Genomic DNA, 19,192 nt, shown 5'->3' with positions numbered 1-19,192 from the left:
TTAAAAACGTCCTGAATGAAGATAAAAATTATTTAAATACCGTTATTGATGGCAGCACTTTTCCCTGACAATCAAATAACGCCTGATTCTCGCGGGCATTCCCCTCTTTCCATTCGTCATGGATATATTTCATGCCGGCTTTGGTCGCCCACGTGGTGCCCGGGACGGCAATCCAGGTCGGCTCCCAGTAAAAGATGCCCTTGCCGCGATGGTCCGGAACATCAATAACGGACTGCATTAAATCGTGAATATAATCGTACTGGCCCTGAACGGTGCCCGGATAGCCGCCGTCTTTTTCTTCTTTCGCCTGGAAGCTGTTCTCGGCGTTATCGCAGTTGTCCAGCGTGTAGCCGTATGCCGCTTCCACCACAATCACGTCTTTGTTATAGCGCTTGCTGATATCATCCATATTGGCCTTCAGCGCGCTAATCGGCCCGTTCCAGTAGGTGTACATCGACAGGCCGATAATATCGAACGGCACGTCGCGCTTCGCGATCTCGTCAAACCACCAGCGGAAGGTGTCATTTTTGGTCCCTTCCGCCAGGTGCAGCATGATTTTCACCTGCTCGCCGCCGGTCAGATTCTCTTTTAGCCCGCCAATCGCGGCGTTGAGCAGCCCGGCCAGGCGGTCAAATTCGCCGCCGCCCTGCCCCCAGCTTTTGCCTTCCGGCCACAGCATGCCGCCGTTGATTTCGTTACCGATCTGCACCATGTCGGGCAGGACGCCCTCTTTCTTAAAGCGGGCAATGGTATCGCGGGTGTAGTCATGGATCGCCGTTTTGAGCTGCGGGTAGTCCATCTTCTCCCAGGCTTTTGGCTTGAACTGTTTGCCCGGATCTGTCCAGAAATCGCTGTAGTGGAAGTCGAGCAGCAGCTTCAGGCCCTGCGCCTTCACGCGCTTCGCCAGCGCAATCGTGTTTTCCAGGCTGTTACTGCCGCCGCCGTAGGTATTGCCGCTCGCATCCTGCGGATCTACCCACAGGCGCAGGCGCACGGTGTTCACGCCGTTAGCTTTGAGGATAGCAATCGCGTCCTGCTGCTGGCCGTTCTGGTTATAGAATTTCGCGCCGTGTTGTTCTGCTTCCAGCAGGGTTGAAATATCCGCCCCCTTAATAAAATCCGCCGGCATGGCGTTAAATGGACGCGTTTTCACCGCCTCAGCAGCAAAAGCGCTGGCGGCAAGACCGCAGGAGAGGCAAACAGCGAGCAAAGCGGGTTTGAGTCTTTTCATGATTATCCCTTTGTGCTCCCGGAGGTCAGTCCGGAGACGAAATATTTTTGTAAGGCGAGGTAGAGGATCGCCACCGGCACCGCAATCAGGACCGCGCCTGCCGCGTAGGTGGTGTAGCTGGCACCCATTTTTTGCGCCACCAGGTTATAAAGCCCGATGGGTAAGGTGTATTTGTCCGGGGTGCGCAAAATGGTGCTGGAGAGAATGAAATCCCCCAGCGGCCCGGTGAAGGAGAACAGCGCCACTACCGCCACAATCGGCTTCGAAAGCGGCATGATAATTTCGATGAAAATCCGGAAGTTGCTGGCCCCGTCCATGCGCGCGGATTCATCCAGATCTTTCGGAATGGCATCGAGGTAGCCTTTCATCAGGTAAGTGTTCATCGGGATCATGCCGCCCACGTAGATCAGCACCAGCGCCAGATGGCTATTGATAAGACCCAAAAGCTGGGACAGCACGAAGATGGCAATCAGCGCCGAGAACTGCGGGATCATCTGCAGCAGCAGGAACAGCATCAGCCCGTTCTGACGCCCCTTAAAGCGAAAGCGCGAAAACGCGTAGGCGGTAAAGCTGACGCTGATTAGGGTCAGCACCATGGTCAGAAAGCTGATTTTCATCGAGTTCCAGTACCAGGTCATGTAGTTCACCTGGCCGTTGAACAGGTCGGCGTAATGCTGCATCGAGAAGTTCTCGGGAATAATCGACGAGCTCAGCAGGCTATTACCCGCGTTAAACGACGCGCCGACCGTCCACACCAGCGGGTAAATGATGATTGTCGAGACCAGCACGATAACCAGCCAGGAGAGCGAGAGGCGTACCCACTTCTCACGTTTAATACTTTGTGATTGAGCCATTGTTGCGTTCCTTACGCCATGTCGTCATTTTTGAACGATTTCGTGGCGCGGAACTGCCACAGCGCCAGCCCGACGACAAAGATCGACAGCAGGATAGTGATGGTCGCCGCAATCGCGTATTGCGAAGAGGACATCGTCAGTTTGTAGATCCACGACACCAGGATATCCGTCCCACCCGCATTTGACCCCACCACCGCCGGACCGCCGTTATTGAACAGGTAGATGATGTTGAAGTTATTGAAGTTGAAGGTGTATTGGGTGATCAGAATCGGCGCAATCGAGTACAGCACCAGCGGCAGCGTGATGGTGCGTAGCCTGGTCGCGCTGCTGGCGCCGTCCATGGTCGCCGCTTCGTACAGATCGTCCGGAATGGCCTGCAGCACGCCGGTGGTCATGGCGAAAACAAACGGGAAGCCGAGCCAGGTCTGCATCATAATCAGCGCCGTTTTGGTCCAGAACGGATCGGTCATCCACGCTTTTGGCGCGATGCCGAAGAAGGCCAGTATGGCGTTGTTGATCACCCCAAAGGAGTCGTTGAACATCCCGGCAAACACCAGAATGGTGACAAAACCCGGTACCGCCCACGGCAGAATGAAGATGGTGCGGATCAGCGGCTTAAAGCGCAGATCCTTCTGGTTGACCAGAATGGCCAGCAGCACGCCCACGGTACACTGCAGCGTGGTGGCGAGCAGCGTCCAGACCACCGTCCACTGCAGCACGTCGAAGAAGGTCGAACGCCAGATGGAAAGCGTGAAGATATTGATGAAGTTCTTAAAGCCGACCCAGTCCACCAGCTTTGCCGGCGGCGTGTGGTACAGGTTGTAGTTGGTAAAGGCGATGGCAAAGCCGAACAGGATCGGGAACACCACCACAAACACCAGCAGGATAAAGCCGGGCGTGATCATAAGATACGGGAAGCCGTCACTCAGCAGCATCTGGTACTGCTTGCGCACGCTGTTAAGTGCGAGTCCCTCATCGCGTTTTCTGCCATTCACCCACGCATCACGCATCGACAGGTACCAGACCATCACGCCAAACGCGGCGATCAGCACGCTGATGATCCCCTCAGCCAGCAGGAAGATGGAGTTATCCCGCGGCACCTCCTCCCCCAGCGTCACCAGCCCCCACAGCCCTTCGCGCAGAAAATCGGCGAATACGCCGATAAAACTGGCCAGCAGCACCAGGAAGATAATCCCTTTCAGCCACTGACGATGGTAGAACTGGCCGAAGCCGGGGATGACCGCCAGCAGCAGGCCGGTCCAGGCATGGCGCCCGGCCCCGTGCGTTCTGGCAAAATTTTCCGGGATGATACTCACAGACAACTCCTTTCAATAAAACGGGAGAGAGCCCTCCCGTTTTGCGACGGCAGAAAATTACTGGTTGCTGGCCTGCATGGCTTCGATTTGCATCTGGACCTGTTTTTCTGCGCTATCCAGCGCGGCTTTAGGATCCTGTTTGCCGGTCAGGCTCAGCTCCAGCGCGGCGTTGGCTGGCCCCCAGACTTCGCCCATCTCAGGGATGCCCGGCATGGCGGTTGCGCGCGCCGCCTGTACCGCGACGGCACTCGCTTTTTCGTCGTTTTTGATAACCGGATCGTCAATCATTGCCGTCAGCGGCGGGATCTCACGCGTGGCGATGTAGCGCGTTTTCACATACTGCGGCTGGTTGATGAATTCGATAAATTTCTGCGCCAGGGCTTTGTCTTTGCTCCACGTGGAGACAACGTAGCCTTTCACGCCGAGAAAAGATCTCATCGGCTTGCCGTCCGGCAGCATTGGCAGCGGCGCCACGCCGTAGTTGATGCCTGCCGCTTCATACGGCTGGAATGCCCACGGCCCGTTGATCACGGCTGCCGCTTTCTTCTCGGTGAACAGGGAGTCAATGGCGTTCAGGCCGTTGTCACCAACTATCCCGGCCGGGAAGATCCCGTCGGCGTAGAATTTTTTCAGGTACGTCACGGCCTCTACCGCACCCGGCTTGTTGAGGCCAACGTCGCTGGCGTTATAGCCGCCCTTGTCGTTTTGACCGAAGATGTAGCCGCCCATCGGGGAAATTGCCCCCCAGCTGTAGTAAATCTGGTCGAACTTGGCGAGAAGGCCGTACTGGTTTTTCGCGCGCTGCTGTTTCGAAAAGTCATACCAGTCCTGCAGCGAGTTGAGCGGCTTGTCGATGAGGTCTTTGTTGTAGATCAGCACCAGCGTCTCGACCGCTTTCGGCACGCCGTAAAGGGCATTATCCATTTTGAAGGCATTGATCGAGGCCGGGGTGTACTGTTCGGTCTGCTTAGCCTCCAGATTCAGAGGAGTCAGCAGCCCTTGCACCACGGCGCCGCCCAGCTGATCGTTAGGGATCACCAGCACGTCCGGGCCAATGCCCGCCGGGCCGTCCAGGCGCAGTTTTTCCAGCTGCTGGGCGTAAGGGGTTTCCTGGACGTTGACCTTAACGTCGTACTGTTTTTCAAAGTCGGCCACCGCATCCTTGATACCGGACGACTTCTTGATGTCTTCCCAGACGTTAAGCTGCGTGGTGGCATGTACCTGCACCGCGAGCGTAGAGAGGATCAGAGCGGCAAGTAGGTTCTTTTTCATTACAAACCTAATGTGAACGTATAACAATTTTATGGTTGCTATGACATTTAACGCCTTTTCTGCCTCATCTAAAACTCCGCAAACTCAGATGCTGCACGTATGACATCAAATATCTTTGGTTTGGTATACGCTACCCTTCACATCATGATAACTCTACAAAAAACTGTAAGTTGTGTGATCGTCATAACATTAATGGAAAATCTGTATAGGGCGCATGAATACTGGAAGTTATAGTCAATGCAGACAAATTGCACCGTCCAGCTATGTTGACACATATTGTTATACGTAAAACATAGACAGCGGTTTACTCGGGGAACACTGATGTCAAACATACAGTTGAGGAACGTCACCAAGCGCTTTGGCGACACCGTCACCTTGCACAACGTGAATCTTGAAATTGAAGACGGTGAATTCGCCGTCTTTGTTGGCCCTTCCGGCTGCGGTAAATCGACCATGCTGCGCATGATTGCCGGTCTGGAGGAGATTAGCGAAGGTGAAGTCTTAATCGGTAATGAGGTGATGAATGACGTTGCGCCTTCCCACCGCGGCGTGGCGATGGTGTTTCAGTCCTACGCGCTCTATCCGCACATGACGGTCGCCGAGAACATGGGCTACGGGCTGAAGGTGAATAAGGTCCCGAAAGATCGAATCCGTCATCAGGTGGAGATGGTGGCAAAAACGCTGCAGCTCTCCCACCTGCTGGACCGCAAACCTAAACAGCTCTCGGGCGGGCAGCGCCAGCGCGTGGCAATAGGCCGCGCCATCGTGCGCAATCCGCGCGTCTTTATGTTCGATGAACCGCTCTCTAACCTGGACGCCGAACTGCGCGTCGAGATGCGTCTTCACCTTGCCCGACTTCACCAGGAGCTGAAAACCACCATGGTGTATGTCACGCACGACCAGATCGAAGCGATGACCCTGGCCGACAAAATTGTGGTCATGAACTACGGCAAGGTTGAACAGATGGGTGCGCCGATGGATCTCTATTACAAACCGGTGAATAAGTTTGTCGCCGGGTTTATAGGTTCTCCGAAGATGAACTTTCTGCCGGCGACCGTTGAAGCCTGGCAGCCGGGCAAGCTCACCGTCAGATTGTCGCAGCAGAAGTCGCTCACGCTCGCGATGACCACCACACCGCTGCAGCCGGGCAGTCAGGTCACGCTGGGCATCCGTCCGGAACATTTAACCACCGACCTTCACCGCGGCACGCGGCTGGAATTTAACTGTGAAGTGGTGGAGCGACTGGGAAACAATACTTACCTGTTTGGGCAATGCTATGGCCATGACAACGTGAAGATCTTGCTGCCGGGCGACGTGAAGTTCGCCCCCTGGCAGAAGATAGACGTGGCGTTTGACGACCGTCACTGCATGGTTTTTGACGACCAGGATGTACGGGTGAGCGCTGATATCGAAGATGCGGTGCGTTCGGTGGCTTAACGCGCGCCACCGTCAGCAAGCGCTCTCACCGCCCGCCCAAACGCCTCAATCGCCAGGGCAACATCCTCAGCCATCACCGATTCCGCCGGATGGTGGCTGACGCCCCCCCTGCAGCGCACAAACAGCATGCCGACCGGCCAGCGTTCTGCCAGCGCGATGGTGTCATGCCCGGCGCCGCTGGGCAGCGATAATGAATGTCCCTGCACCGACGTAACGGCGTCCCCCAGCAGATGCCGCAGGCGCGCATCGCACGGCGTGGCGGCGATCCGGTAAAACTCCTCGGAGCCGAAGCTCAGCCCGCGACGAGTGGCAATGGCCTGCGCATGCGCCAGCAGTTCAGTAAGCAGCGCGTCAAGCGGGGCATCCTGCGGGCCGCGAATATCCAGCGAGAGCGCAACCTCGCCGGGGATCACGTTGACCGCACCGGGCAGGCAGCGCAGTTCCCCGACCGTCGCGACCAGATTGCCGCCGCGTTTCCGTGTGGCGTTTTCAATCAGCACCATCCATTCGGCTGCGGCGGCCAGGGCATCTTTACGGTGATTCATCGGCACGGTGCCCGCGTGTCCGGCCTCGCCGGTGAAGCGGCAGCTTAGGCGGCGCGCGCCGTTAATGGCCTCCACCACGCCCAGCGCCAGACCTTCCTGCTCCAGACACGGCCCCTGTTCGATGTGCAGTTCCAGACAGGCGCTGAAATCGTCCTGATGCCGTGCCGCCAGCGCCACGCGAGCGGGGTCGAGCCCGGCCTGCACCATCGCCTGCGCCACGCTGATGCCGCTTGCATCACACGCCTCCAGCCAGCCCTGCGGCCAGGTGCCCGTAACGCCCCGGCTGCCTAGCAGGGTGATGCCAAAACGGGTCCCCTCTTCGTCGCCAAAACCAACAATCTCAATCGCCTGGGCCAGATGTAGCCCCTGCTGGTGCAGGCCGTCCACCACCTCAATGGCGGTGAGCACCCCGAGCATGCCGTCGTAGCGTCCGGCATTGCGCACGGTGTCCAGATGCGAGCCGAGCAGCACAGCCTGGGCTCCCTCCTGCGCGCCTTCGTAGCGTCCACAGATATTGCCCACGCTGTCCTGCCAGACGGTCATGCCCGCCTGGCGCATCCACTCTCCGACCAGCTGGTTGGCCTGCAGATGCTGCGTGGAGAGATAGACTCTCGTCAGCGCATCCGGGGTTTCGCTGATGGCGGCCAGCGCGTCGGCGCGCGCCATCACCCGTTCTGCCGCCGGGCTCATTGCGGCGTCTCGCGGCGATAGTGGTCCCACGCGGCCTGCATGGCGGCCCCCTGCGTGGTCGTGAATTTCAGGTAGTTCAGCACCGACTCCAGCGCGCTCAGGGTGGTCATCACGCAGTCCTTGCGCGCGTTGTAGCCCATGGTGCCAATGCGCCACACCTTGCCGTGCAGCGGGCCAAACGAGGTGCCGATTTCAATCCCGAAATCTTCCAGCATCAGCTTACGCACCTGGTCGCCGTTAACGCCCTGCGGGATCGCCACGCCCAGCACGTTGTTCATCTTGTGCTTCAGGTCGCCGAAGGTCTCAAGCCCCATCGCCTGAATGCCTTTCAGCAGCGCATCGCCGTGCAGCCTGTGGCGCGCAATGCCGTTATCCAGCCCTTCCTGCAGGATCAGACGCGCGCACTCGCGGGCACCAAACAGCGCGGTGGTGGCTTCGGTATGGTGGTTAAGCCGCTCCGGCCCCCAGTAGTCCATCACCATGCCGAGATCGAAATAGTTGGAGTAGATCATCTCCTCGTCGCCGTCGCGGTGGGCGTCGGTACGAATGCCCTCCTCAACGCATTTGCGGCGACGGATCGCCTCCTCCATGCGCGCGCTCAGGGTGATCGGCGAGGTGCCCGACGGGCCGCCGAGGCACTTCTGCATCCCGGCCGAGACGGCATCCAGCCCCCAGGCGTCGGTCTCCAGCGCGTTGCCGCCGAGCGACGCGGTGGCGTCGGTGTAGAACAGCACGTCGTAGCGGCGGCAGATGGCGCCGAGCTCGGCGAGCGGCTGCAGCATGGTGGTGGAGGTGTCGCCCTGCACGGTCAGCAGCAGGCGCGGACGAATACGCTTAATCGCATCCTCCACCTGGTCCGGGGTAAACACCTCACCCCACGGCACCTCGATGGTATGCACCTCCGCGCGGCAGCGGCGGGCAATTTCGCACAGCAGGTGACCAAAGCGGCCAAAGACCGGCACCAGCACCTTATCTCCGGGGCGGATGGCGGAAACCAGAATGGCTTCAATCCCCGCGCGGGAGGTGCCGTCCACCAGCATCGTCCAGCGGTTTTCGGTGCGGAACACCCCGCGATAGAGCGCCATCACCTCGTTCATGTAGTGGGTCATGGCCGGATCGTACTGGCCGATCAGCTGGCTCGACATGGCGCGCAGCACGCGCGGGTCGGCGTTGATCGGGCCCGGCCCCATCAGCAGGCGCTGCGGCGGGTTGATTTGCGGAAAGCGTGCGATATCCATTTGTCAGTCCTTATCAGTTGAGGCCGCGCACGGAGGAGATGAACTGCTTCAGTTCCGTGGTCTGCGGGTTGGCAAACAGCGTTTTGCTGTCGCCCTGCTCCCAGACTTTCCCCTGGTGCATAAACACCACGCGGTCGCCCACTTCGCGGGCAAAATTCATTTCATGGGTAACCAGTATGAGCGTCATCCCCTCGGCCGCCAGCTGCTCGAGCACCCTGAGCACTTCGCCCACCAGCTCCGGGTCGAGCGCGGAGGTGATCTCGTCGCAGAGTAAAACTTTAGGTGACATCGCCAGCGCGCGGGCAATCGCCACGCGCTGCTGCTGGCCGCCGGAGAGGCTCGACGGGTAGTAATCCAGACGATCGCCTAAGCCCACTTTCTCCAGCATCTGCTTCGCCAGCTCGCGGCATTCGGCGGCGCTTTTCTTCAGCACCCGACGCGGGGCGAGCATCACGTTTTCCAGCGCCGTCATGTGCGGAAACAGGTTGAAGCTCTGGAACACCATCCCGACCGAGCGGCTGATTTCGCGCGCCTGAGAATCCCGGTCGGTAATGGTCATGCCGCCCAGCTTGATGCTGCCGTCCTGATAGCCTTCCAGCCCGTTGATGCAGCGCAGCAGCGTGCTTTTGCCCGACCCGCTGCGCCCGATGATGGAGATCACCTGGCCCATGTCGATATCCAGATCGACGCCCTTGAGCACGTGGTTATCGCCGTAGTACTTCTGCACCTGATTAATGGTGATGAGAGGCATTGAATTTCGTCTCCAGATAGCGGCTGTAGCGCGACAGCGGATAACACAGAATAAAGTAGCCGAGCGCCACCAGCGCAAAGACCTTAAACGGCTGATACGTCACGTTGGTCAGCATGGTCCCGGCCTTGGTCAGCTCGATAAAGCCGATAATCGACGCCAGCGCGGTGCCTTTAATCACCTGCACGGCAAAGCCGACCGTCGGGGCGATGCCGATGCGCAGCGCCTGCGGGGCGACGACGCGAAACAGGGTCTGGCCAAAGGTCAGCCCCAGACAGCGCGAGGCTTCCCACTGCCCTTTCGGCAGCGCGCGAATGCTGCCAAACCAGATATCGAGCAGAAACGCGCTGGTGTAGAACGTGAGCGCCAGCGAGGCGGCGGTCCACGGCGAGACGTCGATGCCGAACAGCGCCACGCCGAAGAAGGCCAGGAACAGCTGCATCAGCAGCGGCGTGCCCTGGAACAGCTCAATATAGCCGCGGATGATGCGCTTCACCGCGCGCCCGCCCGTGAGGCGCAGCAGCAGGAGCGGCAGCGTCACCACCGCCCCGCCGACAAACGCCACCAGCGACAGCAGCACCGTCCAGCGTCCGGCCAGCAGCAGGTTGCGAATAATGTCCCAGTCGGTAAAGGTGGTCATCATGCCTGCACCCCCAGCCATTTGCGTCCCGCCGCCATCATCAGCTGGCGCAGGGTAATCGACAGCGCTAAGTAAATGCCGGTTGTCACCAGATAAACCTCAAAGCTTAAAAACGTTCTGGACTGGATCAGGTTGGCGGCGAAGGTCAGCTCTTCATACGAGACCTGAGACACCACCGACGAGCCGAGCATCACGATAATGCACTGGCTCACCAGCGCCGGGTAAATGCGCTGCAGCGCGGGCGGCAGCACCACGCGAATAAAGGTCTGCAGGCGGGTCAGCCCCAGCACGCGTCCGGCTTCCCACTGCCCTTTCGGCGTGACCTGAATGCCCGCGCGGATAATTTCGGTGCTGTAGGCGCCCAGGTTCACCACCATGGCCAGCAGCGCCGCTTCCCCCGCCGTCATCTTCAGCCCGAGATTCGGCAGGCCGAAGACAATGAAAAACAGCTGCACCACAAACGGCGTGTTGCGGATAATTTCCACGTACGCGCCCCAGATCCGGCTGAACCAGGTGGTGCGTCCGCTGCGGATAGCCGCCCCGAAAATTCCTGTCGCCAGCCCGCCGACGGTCGCCATGACCGTCAGCTGAACGGTGACCCACAGCCCCGCCAGCAGCTCCGGCCAGTGCGGCCAGAGCGCGGAGAAATCAAGTTGCTCAGTCATCGGCTCAGGCGCCAAGGTTTGCCGGCAGCGGGGCCTTCAGCCATTGCTCGGACAGGCCGTTGAGCGTGCCGTCCTTGATGCCCTGCTCAATCAGCGCGTCCACTTTTGCCTTCAGGGCCGGTTCGTTCTTCTTCAGGCCAATAAAGCACGGCGAGTCTTTCAGCATAAAGCTCGGCACCGGGGCTTTATCCGCGTTCTGGCGCGAAATGGCCGCCACCACGAGGTTGCCGGTCGCCACGTACTGCACCTGTCCGGAGAGATAGGCGGAGAGCGTGGTGTTATTATCTTCGTAGCGCTTCACGTCCGCGTCTTTCGGCGCCAGGCTAGTAAGCACCATGTCCTCCACCGCCCCGCGCGTCACGCCGATGGTTTTTCCGCTCAGCGCGGCAGCGTCTTTCAGCTCGGCCCCTTTCGGACCAAACACGCCGAGGAAGAACGGCGCGTAGGCGCGGCTAAAGTCGATCACCTTCTCGCGTTCCGGGTTTTTACCGAGGCTTGAAATGACCAGATCCACCTTATCGGTTTGCAGGTACGGCACGCGGTTGGCGCTGGTTACCGGCACCAGCTGCAGCTTGAGCTTCATCTGTTTGGCCAGATAGCGCGCCATGTCGATGTCATAGCCCTGCGGCTGCAGATCGGTCCCGACCGAGCCAAACGGCGGGAAGTCCTGCGGAACGGCAATGCGGATGGTGCCGCGCTTCTCGATATCCTGAAGCTGGTCAGCCTTTGCCGGCAGCTGTGTGAAGAGGCATGCGGCCCCGGCCAGTGCAATCAACAATTTTTTCATGGTGCTTCCCCGTAACGTTAACATGAAACAAAAGATTCTTTGAATGTGATTTTGCAACTAATGTGCCAGATAAGGCGAAGCGGGAAATATTCTTTTGAAGCCTGATTGAACGCGGGCGGGTCGAAAAACCGTGCGTTTTCCCGACCCGCCAGTTGCACCATTTTAATGCAAAGCACCAGCCTGATGCCCCATTATCGTTGTTCGAGTTCGTCCAGCTGCTGGTAGAGGGAGGCAATCTCGTGAATGCGCGGACGGCCTTTATCGAGAATGTCATGCAGGAAGGCATTTGCCAGCAGGTTAATCAGGCTGTTGACCGAGGAATAGCTGTCATAGGCCGAGACGCTGTCCAGCGGGGCGCAGAGCTGCCAGCTCGCCAGCGGAAACAGGCTGTGCGCCTGCGGCTCGCACATCAGCAGCACCGGAATTCCGCTGCTCTGAAGCTGCTGCATCAGCGGGCGTATGATGCGCGGGCGGCGGCGAAAGGCCATCATGACCACCATATCGTCCGGCGTTAAATCCACCAGCTCCTCGCTCAGGCTCTGCCCGGGCTGCGGTAGGACCAGCACCTGACCGCGCGCCTGCAGCAGCTGCTGGCGCAGGTGCAGTGCCGCCGGATAGGCATTACGCATGCCGATAATGACGACGCGCCGCGCCTTCACCATGCAGGCCAACGCGTCGGCAAACTGCTGCGCGTCGAGGGCATTGACCCACTGGGTCAGGTTTGCCATCTCCTGCTTATAGTGGCGCGCCAGCAGGGTATTGCCCTGCACCGCGTCGCGGTTATCGGTAAGCGGCATCCCGCTCTGGCGCAGGGTGCGCAGCTCGTCGCGCATGTCCTTATATTTCTCATAGCCCAGACGCTTAAACAGGCGGCTCACCGTGGCTTTCGACACCCCGCTCAGCTGCGCCAGCTCGGCGCTGTTGTAGCTAATCAGGTCATCAAAATGGTCAAAAATAAAGTCCGCCACCCGCTGCTCCTGCGGCGACAGCGACGGGTACTGTGCTTTCAGACGTTCATCCAGTTGTTCCATAGCGCCTCTGTAACTTTTGTTTCATCACATTTTGCCTTTCATTCTACCTTTCATTATACGTGCCAGTTTACTGAAACTTTTCTTTCAGAACTGGAACAGCTTTTGCAGCACCTTGTGACTTTCAGGGTTATGAGGACTCTTCATGCAAAGTAATGTCTCCACGCACGGCATGGCCGTTGCGCCCCACCATCTTGCCAGCCAGAGCGCGCTGGCGGTGCTGCGCGAAGGGGGCAGCGCGATAGAAGCAATGGTCGCCGCGGCGGCCACCATTGCCGTGGTTTACCCCCACATGAACGGGCTGGGCGGCGATGGCTTCTGGCTTATCGTGCCGCCGGAAGGCGAACCCGTCGCCATCGATGCCAGCGGCGCGGCGGGATCGCGCGCAACGCTTGCCGCCTACGACGGGCTAACGCAGATCCCCCATCGCGGACCGCGGGCGGCGCTGACCGTCGCCGGAACCGTGAGCGGCTGGGACGAGGCGCTGAAGGTCTCTCGCGAGATGACCGGTAAGGCGCTGCCGCTCTCCCGCCTGCTGGCCGACGCCATCGACTACGCGCAAAACGGCACGCCGGTCACGGCCTCACAGGCCCATGCTACGGCCAGCAAGTTCGACGAGCTGAAGGACGTGCCAGGCTTCGCGGAAACCTGGCTGGTGGACGGCAAGCCGCCGCAGGCAGGGAGCCGTTTTTACCAGCCCGCCATGGCCACGACGCTGACGCGCCTGGTGGAGGACGGTCTGGACAGCTTTTACCGCGGCCCGCTGGCGAACGTGCTGGCGCACGGCATGGAAACGCTGGGCCTGCCCGTGACGCTGGCCGATTTACGCGCGCACGCTGCCAGACGCACCGCGCCGCTGAAGCTGCAGCATCAGCAGGGGGAGATCTTTAACCACGCCCCGCCGACGCAGGGGCTGGTCTCGCTGGCGATACTCGGCATCACCGACCGCCTGAATATGGCGGAGGCCGACGACGCCGACACCATTCACCGTATCGTTGAAGCCACCAAGCTGGCCTTTGGCCTGCGCGATGCCCACATCACCGATCCGCGCGAGCTGAAAACCGATATTCAGGGTCTGCTGGATCCCGCCGCCCTGCAGGCGCTTGCCGAAAGGGTTGACGACGGCCGCGCCGCGCCGTGGGGCACCGGAAAAGGCCCCGGCGATACGGTGTGGATGGGGGTGATGGATAACAGCGGGCTTGCCGTGTCGTTTATCCAGAGTATCTATCACGAGTTCGGCAGCGGCGTGGTGCTGCCCGACACCGGCATCGTCTGGCAGAACCGCGGGGCGTCTTTCAGTCTCAACCCCAATCATCTTTTAGCTCTCGCGCCGGGCAAACAGCCTTTCCACACCCTGAACCCGGCGGCGGCACGTCTTCGTGACGGGCGCGTGATGGTCTACGGCTCAATGGGCGGCGACGGGCAGCCGCAAACCCAGGCCACGATCTTTACCCGCTACGCGATCCAGGGCGTGCCCCTGCAGGAGAGCATCTCCCGCCCACGCTGGCTGCTGGGGCGCACCTGGGGACAAACCTCGGACACCTTAAAACTTGAAGGGCGTTTTTCACCCGAGACGGTCGCACGCCTGCAGGCACTCGGTCACGAGGTGGAGCTTTTCCCTGACTTCAGCGAAGCGATGGGCCACGCGGGTGCGATTGTCCGCCACCCCAACGGGCTGTTCGAAGGGGCATTTGACCCGCGCAGCAACGGCGCGGCCGCCGGATTCTGAGGAGAAAACAATGACGACACAACAAACCGACTGGCAGGCGTATCTTGCGCAAATGGAGTCCGTGCTAGGCGTGACGCTGGACGATGACCGCCGCGCCGAGCTGCAGCTGCAGTTCAGCCGCATTGCTACCCTGGCTGCCCCGCTGATGGCGCTGCCGCTCGACGACCGCCTGGAGATCGCAGGAGTGTACAAAGCATGAGGCTACACGAGATGAGTATCAGCGCGATCCAGCAGGCGCTGAGCGCGGGCGAGCTGAGCGCTCGCGAGATTGCCCGCCAGACGCTGGAGGCGATTGCGCGCGTCAACCCGCTGATTAACGCCTGGACCGCCGTGACGGAAGCACGTATGCTCGCCGAGGCCGAGAGCATCGACACCCTGCGTCGCGAGAAGCGTCCCCTGCCGCCGCTGGCGGGCGTGCCCTACGCGGTGAAAAACCTGTTCGACGTGGCCGGTCACACCACCCTTGCCGGGGCAGAGCTGTTCAGCCAGCGCCCTGCCGCGGCCGCTGACAGCTTCGCGGTGCGCCAGCTGCGCAGCGCGGGCGGGCTGCTGACCGGGATGGTGAATATGGACGCCTACGCCTACGGCTTCACAACCGAAAACAGCCACTACGGCACGACGCGTAACCCGCACGATCTGGCGCGCATTGCGGGCGGGTCGTCCGGCGGCTCGGCCGCCGCCGTGGCCGCCGGGCTGGTGCACTTTTCGCTCGGCACCGACACCAACGGCTCGATTCGCGTTCCGGCCTCCCTGTGCGGCATCTACGGCCTGAAGCCCACCTTTGGCCGCCTGTCGCGATCCGGCAGCCATCCGTTTGTCGCGAGCCTGGATCATATCGGCCCCTTTGCCCGCCGCGTGTGCGACCTGGCGTCCGTATACGACGCGCTGCAGGGGCGGGACGGCAGCGACGGTTTTCAGGCAGAGAGCTCGCGCGAGCAGACGCGCCCCCTGCTCGATCGCGGGCTTGACGGCCTGCGCTGCGCGGTGCTCGGCGGCTATTTCACCACCTGGTGCGACGCGGACGCCCGCGACGCCGTAGCGCGGGTTGCAAAAGCGCTCGACGTGCAGGATGAGCTGCATTTCCCGGACGCCGAACTGGCGCGCTCCGCGGCGTTTATCATCAGCGCCGCCGAAGGGGGAAATCAGTACCTGCCCGCGCTTCGCCGCGAGCCCGAGCGTTTTGAACCGCACTCCCGCGAACGGCTGCTGGCAGGCGCGATGATCCCCTCCGCCTGGTATATTCAGGCCCAGCGGTTTCGCGCGCACGCCCGGCAGGTGTTTAAAACCCTGTTCGCTCAGGCCGATGTGCTGATCGCCCCGGCCACGCCGCGCAGCGCCACGCTCGCGGGTGAGCAAACCATGGAAATTAACGGTCAGCCGCTTCCCATTCGCGCCAGCATGGGGATGCTGACCCAGCCGATTTCGTTTTTAGGCCTGCCCGTGACCACCGTTCCGCTGCGTACCGCGCAGGGTGCGCCGATTGGCCTGCAGCTGATTGCCGCGCCGTTTAACGAGCAGGCCTGCCTGCGCGTCGCGCGCGTGCTGGAAGAGAGAGGAATAACCGATGCCCGTCCGGCGGAGGTGGCCGCATGATGAATCACGATGACATTAACCTCCCGTGGGTGGTTGCCGAGGTGACGGCCGCGTTTTACCGCTATGAGGACGCGCTGGTGAGCAACAACGTTGCGGTGCTGGACGAGCTGTTCTGGCAAGATAAAAACACCGTGCGTCTGGGGGCGGGTGAAAACCTGTATGGCATTGATGAAATCCGCGCCTTCCGGGCGGCGCGCCCGTCCGCCGGGTTACAGCGGACTTTGCGCCACACCCTGATCACCACCTTCGGGGAGGATTACGCCGTGTGCAGCACCGAGTTTACCCGCGAGGGCACAGAACGCATTGGCCGCCAGCAGCAGACGTGGGTGCGGTTTGCCTACGGGTGGCGCATCGTGGCAGCGCAGGTGAGTTTGATGGTGTAATGAAAAGATGCTTACAGTTAAATCCATAGGCCACCGCTGAGATATTTACTCACGGTTGAGTATAGGATTGTATAAGTCCCTCTGCTTGTTATGGGAAAAATCATCGTGGTTATTTTACAAACAGAAGACATGCATCCGGGTGAATAGTCATTCATGATCTCAGAATTCACCAGACGCGTTTTTCGGGTTTTTTACGGGGGAATGCATACTTTCTTTGCGGCTCAGAGCGGGAAATCGCCCTGAGCGCTTTTTAGCAGTGCACGTAATGGTACGCAAAAATACAAAACGGATATTGTCGTCATTCTTCAGGCCAGGAAGGTGTCACACCAAGGATTCCCCCACAGCTGTGCGAGGAGGCAGGCTTAGTGTGATGCCTCCAGTGTCAGCAGCATGGAAGAGAGCACCGGTGATGTGTTGATGCCACAAGGCATGGAAGGCGGCATCATTCGCCCGTCGTCAATCCGCCGATACCAGGGTGAGATACCATAAAGCACAGTTCCCCGCGCTTCGCCCCCCCTGCTAAGCCATCTTTTCCGTGATATGTAGCAATACAGTTGCGTTAATTTCTGCTTCCCTTTTTTTAACTCCCTGCGATGATTAAGGTTTTTAGGGATTTCACTTAAGGAAGGGTGATGAACATATGTTATCCGGTACGGAAAGCCGACGGACGGGGCTATAAGAACTATGACGAGCTGCTGACCGACATCCGCAAAAACGCCCACGGGTGGTGGTTACTTGGAGTAAACCGTTACTGGCACGGGGGGATCCATGTTGGGATGTCATCATCTCCGGCCTCGGTGCTGGATCAGGAAACGCCGGAAAAATCGGTGCCGCTACAGTTCATGATGGACGGCGAGGTGGTGGCATGGCGGGTTAATCGGGACTACGCGGCTATCGAGTGTTACCAGGAACGCCCCCTGCGCCAGTCCGGCACCTTTGTGCTGGTCAAATCAGTGTACAAGCCCGACGAACAGGATGAATCGTCCTGGCTGACGCTGTACCAGCTTTACATGCACATCGCGCCATTGTCAGAATTTCCGAAACGCCCGCTTTACCGGGTCACGCAGAAAGGCCAAGGCGTGCGGATGCGTAAACATTCCCGCCATGATGACAGCCGCGAAATCGCGCCGGACGTGCTGGCAAACAAACACGGTCACGCCAGAACGCTGATGCAGGGTGACACGCTTGCCGTGCTGCAACAGAAATCGTTTTTACTGGAACAACAGCAGGAGCCGTTTGCTCTGGTGCAGCGTCTTCAGGACGGTAAACCCGCCGGGGCGCTGTTCTGGGTCTCGATGCGCCCGGAATTTCTGGAGCCTGGCGGCGAATGTTACGTGTGCCTGCCTGACTGGATGCACAGCGCACTGAATCACGGCGTGTTTGATGATGTGGTGGTGCCGCCCGCGCCGCTGAAAGTGACGGTGAAAGCAGGGGATGCGGTCGGGTTCCTCAGCGCTCAGGATCTGGCTGACGAAGATAACCATCCGCAGACTATCACCACGGACTATAAAGCTCATATCGAGCTGCTGAGTCTCGACGAGCATGTGCCTGATGTGGTGGCAAACGTGAAGGGCATCAAAACGGGCAAACAGTTCATTAAGCTGAAGCTGAAACGGCCGCTGTACCTGCGAAACGGGGAAGGCGAGGAAAGTACCTTTGAGCAGATCAGCGCCATTACCCGTGCCGATGCAGGGAAAATTATTCCGCGTGATGCCACGTCCCCGTTTACGGATAAAACCGGGGTCACTTACTTTCAAATCCGCCCGCATACGTGGATGCACCAGGACGACGTGGATCAGCTCAGTCAGCATGATTTAGCGGGACTCAACTTCCACTGTATTGAAGCTGAACACACAACCGATTTTACGCGCACGCTGGATGAACGCTGGCTGATTGATGCCCTGAGAAGCATCAGCTCTCACTTTGACGGTGAAAAAGGACCACAGTTCTCACAGGCCAAAATGTTTTATAACAGCCTGATGCACAATGCTGAAAACAGAAGACCGCCGAACCCGTATCCCGATAAATCTCAGGACCAGTATTTGTTCGGGGCACTGCATACCAACCAGATGAACATCCCGGAATATGCGCGGCGGCTGATAGTGAAACACGACAGCGGCTGGCACAGTACCCAGGATGATACACGCTGGTCGTCGGTATTTAAGGTCAGGGATAAAAGTCCTGTTGTGAAGATGGCCAACGGGGGATTTCTGGATGCGACGCGCTGGATGGATAAGGTGCCGCCGTTCGCGAGTGAGCGGTCAGTATGGCATTTTCATCCGCTTGAGTTTATGGAGATGCTTAAGTCCGGAGGCGGCAAAATCACGCTGCCAATGTTGCGAAAGATATGGACCGATAGTCGCAAAGTCAGCGACGAGGTTCTCCAGCAGGTGGCGGATGAGCTAAATGATAATCTGGAACGTTGCCACCTTAATACAGAGCTTCGGCTGTATCACTTTATGGCTCAGGTTTATCAGGAAACGGGGGCTACATTCATAATAGACGAGAGTTTAAATTATGCGGCAACAGCGCTCCCTGGTCTCTTCAGCTATTACCGAAGACATCCTGATGAACAGGAAATTGATGGGCGAACAGCTGCACACAGTGCAAATCAGGAAGCAATCGCCAATAAAGCTTATGGTGGTCGCAATGGCAATACAGAGCCCGGCGATGGATGGCGCTATAAGGGCAGAGGAATGAAACAGCTTACGGGAAGATATAATTATAGAGTCTTTACTCAGTATGCCAATAAGGTTTGGTGCGACCCAGCGGATTATGAAGAACATCCAGATTTGATTACTGCATCAATAAAGCAAGTTGTGAGGTCAGCATTGTTCTTTTGGGATTTTTATGAGGCTTATAAAAAAGCTGATAATGGTATCACGGAAGATGCATCACATGGGGTAACAAATATTGTAAACTCTGGCACCAATACAAAAGATGCTCGATATAGAAATTTAATTAAATTTTATAACAAAAAGATATTTAACGGCATTTAGTGATTGATAGGGTTAGGGCTCGCCTTATGGCAAGCCC

At 58.9% G+C, this 19,192-nt stretch carries 17 protein-coding genes; 6 read left to right on the top strand and 11 right to left on the bottom strand.

Annotation, left to right across the window (positions count from 1 at the left end):
* Window positions 1-28 precede the first annotated feature (28 nt).
* The 4 genes from KGP24_RS08350 to KGP24_RS08335 are packed head-to-tail and all read right to left on the bottom strand — an operon-like array spanning window position 29 to window position 4,673.
* The gene (locus KGP24_RS08350) at window positions 29-1,231 is read right to left on the bottom strand and encodes an arabinogalactan endo-beta-1,4-galactanase (RefSeq protein ID WP_223562994.1); all 1,203 of its coding nucleotides are present in this window, start codon (window positions 1,229-1,231) and stop codon (window positions 29-31) included.
* 2 nt (window positions 1,232-1,233) lie between these two features.
* Window positions 1,234-2,085, bottom strand: a complete 852-nt coding sequence (locus KGP24_RS08345; protein ID WP_194400027.1) for a sugar ABC transporter permease — start codon at window positions 2,083-2,085, stop codon at window positions 1,234-1,236.
* Window positions 2,086-2,096: 11 nt separating this feature from the next.
* Complete coding sequence (locus tag KGP24_RS08340) at window positions 2,097-3,401, bottom strand: sugar ABC transporter permease (protein ID WP_282454305.1); 1,305 nt, start codon at window positions 3,399-3,401, stop codon at window positions 2,097-2,099.
* Between the two features lie 57 nt (window positions 3,402-3,458).
* Window positions 3,459-4,673 carry an extracellular solute-binding protein gene (locus KGP24_RS08335; RefSeq protein ID WP_223562993.1) on the bottom strand — a complete coding sequence of 405 codons (1,215 nt, stop codon included), beginning with the start codon at window positions 4,671-4,673 and terminating at the stop codon, window positions 3,459-3,461.
* Between the two features lie 321 nt (window positions 4,674-4,994).
* Here KGP24_RS08335 and KGP24_RS08330 point away from each other — a divergent pair, with 321 nt between their 5' ends.
* Window positions 4,995-6,110 (top strand): ABC transporter ATP-binding protein, encoded by a 1,116-nt coding sequence (locus KGP24_RS08330; protein WP_223562992.1) that lies wholly within the window; start codon window positions 4,995-4,997, stop codon window positions 6,108-6,110.
* On the opposite strand, the gene hpxK is transcribed toward KGP24_RS08330, so the two are convergent.
* The 7 genes from hpxK to hpxU all read right to left on the bottom strand — a co-directional run bounded on the left by hpxK (window position 6,107) and on the right by hpxU (window position 12,454).
* Window positions 6,107-7,345 carry an allantoate amidohydrolase gene (gene hpxK / locus KGP24_RS08325; protein ID WP_223562991.1) on the bottom strand — a complete coding sequence of 413 codons (1,239 nt, stop codon included), beginning with the start codon at window positions 7,343-7,345 and terminating at the stop codon, window positions 6,107-6,109. The two genes, KGP24_RS08330 and hpxK, sit on opposite strands and share 4 nt — an antisense overlap.
* Window positions 7,342-8,583 (bottom strand): alanine--glyoxylate aminotransferase family protein, encoded by a 1,242-nt coding sequence (locus KGP24_RS08320; RefSeq protein WP_223562990.1) that lies wholly within the window; start codon window positions 8,581-8,583, stop codon window positions 7,342-7,344. The genes hpxK and KGP24_RS08320 overlap by 4 nt, the downstream gene beginning before the upstream one ends.
* Window positions 8,584-8,596: 13 nt before the next feature.
* Window positions 8,597-9,334: an amino acid ABC transporter ATP-binding protein gene (locus KGP24_RS08315; protein ID WP_223562989.1), complete on the bottom strand. Its 738-nt coding sequence runs from the start codon at window positions 9,332-9,334 to the stop codon at window positions 8,597-8,599.
* Window positions 9,315-9,971, bottom strand: a complete 657-nt coding sequence (locus KGP24_RS08310) for an amino acid ABC transporter permease (RefSeq protein WP_082691224.1) — start codon at window positions 9,969-9,971, stop codon at window positions 9,315-9,317. Before KGP24_RS08310 ends, KGP24_RS08315 begins: the two co-directional genes overlap by 20 nt.
* Window positions 9,971-10,636 (bottom strand): amino acid ABC transporter permease, encoded by a 666-nt coding sequence (locus tag KGP24_RS08305; RefSeq protein WP_032648997.1) that lies wholly within the window; start codon window positions 10,634-10,636, stop codon window positions 9,971-9,973. Before KGP24_RS08305 ends, KGP24_RS08310 begins: the two co-directional genes overlap by 1 nt.
* 4 nt (window positions 10,637-10,640) lie before the next feature.
* On the bottom strand, window positions 10,641-11,423 hold the full coding sequence (locus KGP24_RS08300; protein ID WP_047650815.1) for a transporter substrate-binding domain-containing protein: 783 nt from the start codon (window positions 11,421-11,423) through the stop codon (window positions 10,641-10,643).
* Window positions 11,424-11,614: 191 nt separating this feature from the next.
* Window positions 11,615-12,454, bottom strand: a complete 840-nt coding sequence (hpxU, locus tag KGP24_RS08295; RefSeq protein WP_223562988.1) for a MurR/RpiR family transcriptional regulator HpxU — start codon at window positions 12,452-12,454, stop codon at window positions 11,615-11,617.
* 142 nt (window positions 12,455-12,596) lie between these two features.
* Between hpxU and hpxW the strand changes: the two genes are divergently transcribed.
* From hpxW to KGP24_RS08270, 5 genes are all read left to right on the top strand, one after another.
* On the top strand, window positions 12,597-14,180 hold the full coding sequence (hpxW, locus tag KGP24_RS08290; protein ID WP_223562987.1) for an oxamate amidohydrolase: 1,584 nt from the start codon (window positions 12,597-12,599) through the stop codon (window positions 14,178-14,180).
* A 10-nt stretch (window positions 14,181-14,190) separates the two neighbouring features.
* A complete protein-coding gene (hpxX, locus tag KGP24_RS08285; RefSeq protein WP_223562986.1) occupies window positions 14,191-14,379 on the top strand; it encodes an oxalurate catabolism protein HpxX in 189 nt (62 codons plus the stop codon).
* Window positions 14,376-15,773, top strand: coding sequence for an AtzE family amidohydrolase (locus tag KGP24_RS08280; protein WP_223562985.1), 1,398 nt, complete (start codon window positions 14,376-14,378; stop codon window positions 15,771-15,773). Before hpxX ends, KGP24_RS08280 begins: the two co-directional genes overlap by 4 nt.
* Entirely contained in the window at window positions 15,770-16,156 is a 387-nt protein-coding gene (hpxZ, locus tag KGP24_RS08275) for an oxalurate catabolism protein HpxZ (RefSeq protein WP_223562984.1), read from the top strand. Before KGP24_RS08280 ends, hpxZ begins: the two co-directional genes overlap by 4 nt.
* 632 nt (window positions 16,157-16,788) lie before the next feature.
* The gene (locus KGP24_RS08270; protein ID WP_223562983.1) at window positions 16,789-19,155 is read left to right on the top strand and encodes a hypothetical protein; all 2,367 of its coding nucleotides are present in this window, start codon (window positions 16,789-16,791) and stop codon (window positions 19,153-19,155) included.
* The last annotated feature ends 37 nt before the right edge of the window (window positions 19,156-19,192 follow it).

The organism is Enterobacter sp. JBIWA008, from assembly GCF_019968765.1.
In the GTDB taxonomy this organism is placed as follows: Bacteria; Pseudomonadota; Gammaproteobacteria; order Enterobacterales; family Enterobacteriaceae; genus Enterobacter.
Note: the sequence above shows the minus strand (reverse complement) of the source record. Positions and strands in the feature narration are given on the sequence as shown.

Bases quoted from the DNA above. Each gene is read 5' to 3' on its own strand.
- KGP24_RS08350 (WP_223562994.1), bottom strand. From the start codon at position 1,231: ATGAAAAGACTCAAACCCGCTTTGCTCGCTGTTTGCCTCTCCTGCGGT.
- KGP24_RS08345 (WP_194400027.1), bottom strand. From the start codon at position 2,085: ATGGCTCAATCACAAAGTATTAAACGTGAGAAGTGGGTACGCCTCTCG.
- KGP24_RS08335 (WP_223562993.1), bottom strand. From the start codon at position 4,673: ATGAAAAAGAACCTACTTGCCGCTCTGATCCTCTCTACGCTCGCGGTG.
- KGP24_RS08330 (WP_223562992.1), top strand. From the start codon at position 4,995: ATGTCAAACATACAGTTGAGGAACGTCACCAAGCGCTTTGGCGACACC.
- hpxK (WP_223562991.1), bottom strand. From the start codon at position 7,345: ATGAGCCCGGCGGCAGAACGGGTGATGGCGCGCGCCGACGCGCTGGCC.
- KGP24_RS08320 (WP_223562990.1), bottom strand. From the start codon at position 8,583: ATGGATATCGCACGCTTTCCGCAAATCAACCCGCCGCAGCGCCTGCTG.
- KGP24_RS08315 (WP_223562989.1), bottom strand. From the start codon at position 9,334: ATGCCTCTCATCACCATTAATCAGGTGCAGAAGTACTACGGCGATAAC.
- KGP24_RS08310 (WP_082691224.1), bottom strand. From the start codon at position 9,971: ATGACCACCTTTACCGACTGGGACATTATTCGCAACCTGCTGCTGGCC.
- KGP24_RS08305 (WP_032648997.1), bottom strand. From the start codon at position 10,636: ATGACTGAGCAACTTGATTTCTCCGCGCTCTGGCCGCACTGGCCGGAG.
- KGP24_RS08300 (WP_047650815.1), bottom strand. From the start codon at position 11,423: ATGAAAAAATTGTTGATTGCACTGGCCGGGGCCGCATGCCTCTTCACA.
- hpxU (WP_223562988.1), bottom strand. From the start codon at position 12,454: ATGGAACAACTGGATGAACGTCTGAAAGCACAGTACCCGTCGCTGTCG.
- hpxW (WP_223562987.1), top strand. From the start codon at position 12,597: ATGCAAAGTAATGTCTCCACGCACGGCATGGCCGTTGCGCCCCACCAT.
- hpxX (WP_223562986.1), top strand. From the start codon at position 14,191: ATGACGACACAACAAACCGACTGGCAGGCGTATCTTGCGCAAATGGAG.
- KGP24_RS08280 (WP_223562985.1), top strand. From the start codon at position 14,376: ATGAGGCTACACGAGATGAGTATCAGCGCGATCCAGCAGGCGCTGAGC.
- hpxZ (WP_223562984.1), top strand. From the start codon at position 15,770: ATGATGAATCACGATGACATTAACCTCCCGTGGGTGGTTGCCGAGGTG.
- KGP24_RS08270 (WP_223562983.1), top strand. From the start codon at position 16,789: ATGAACATATGTTATCCGGTACGGAAAGCCGACGGACGGGGCTATAAG.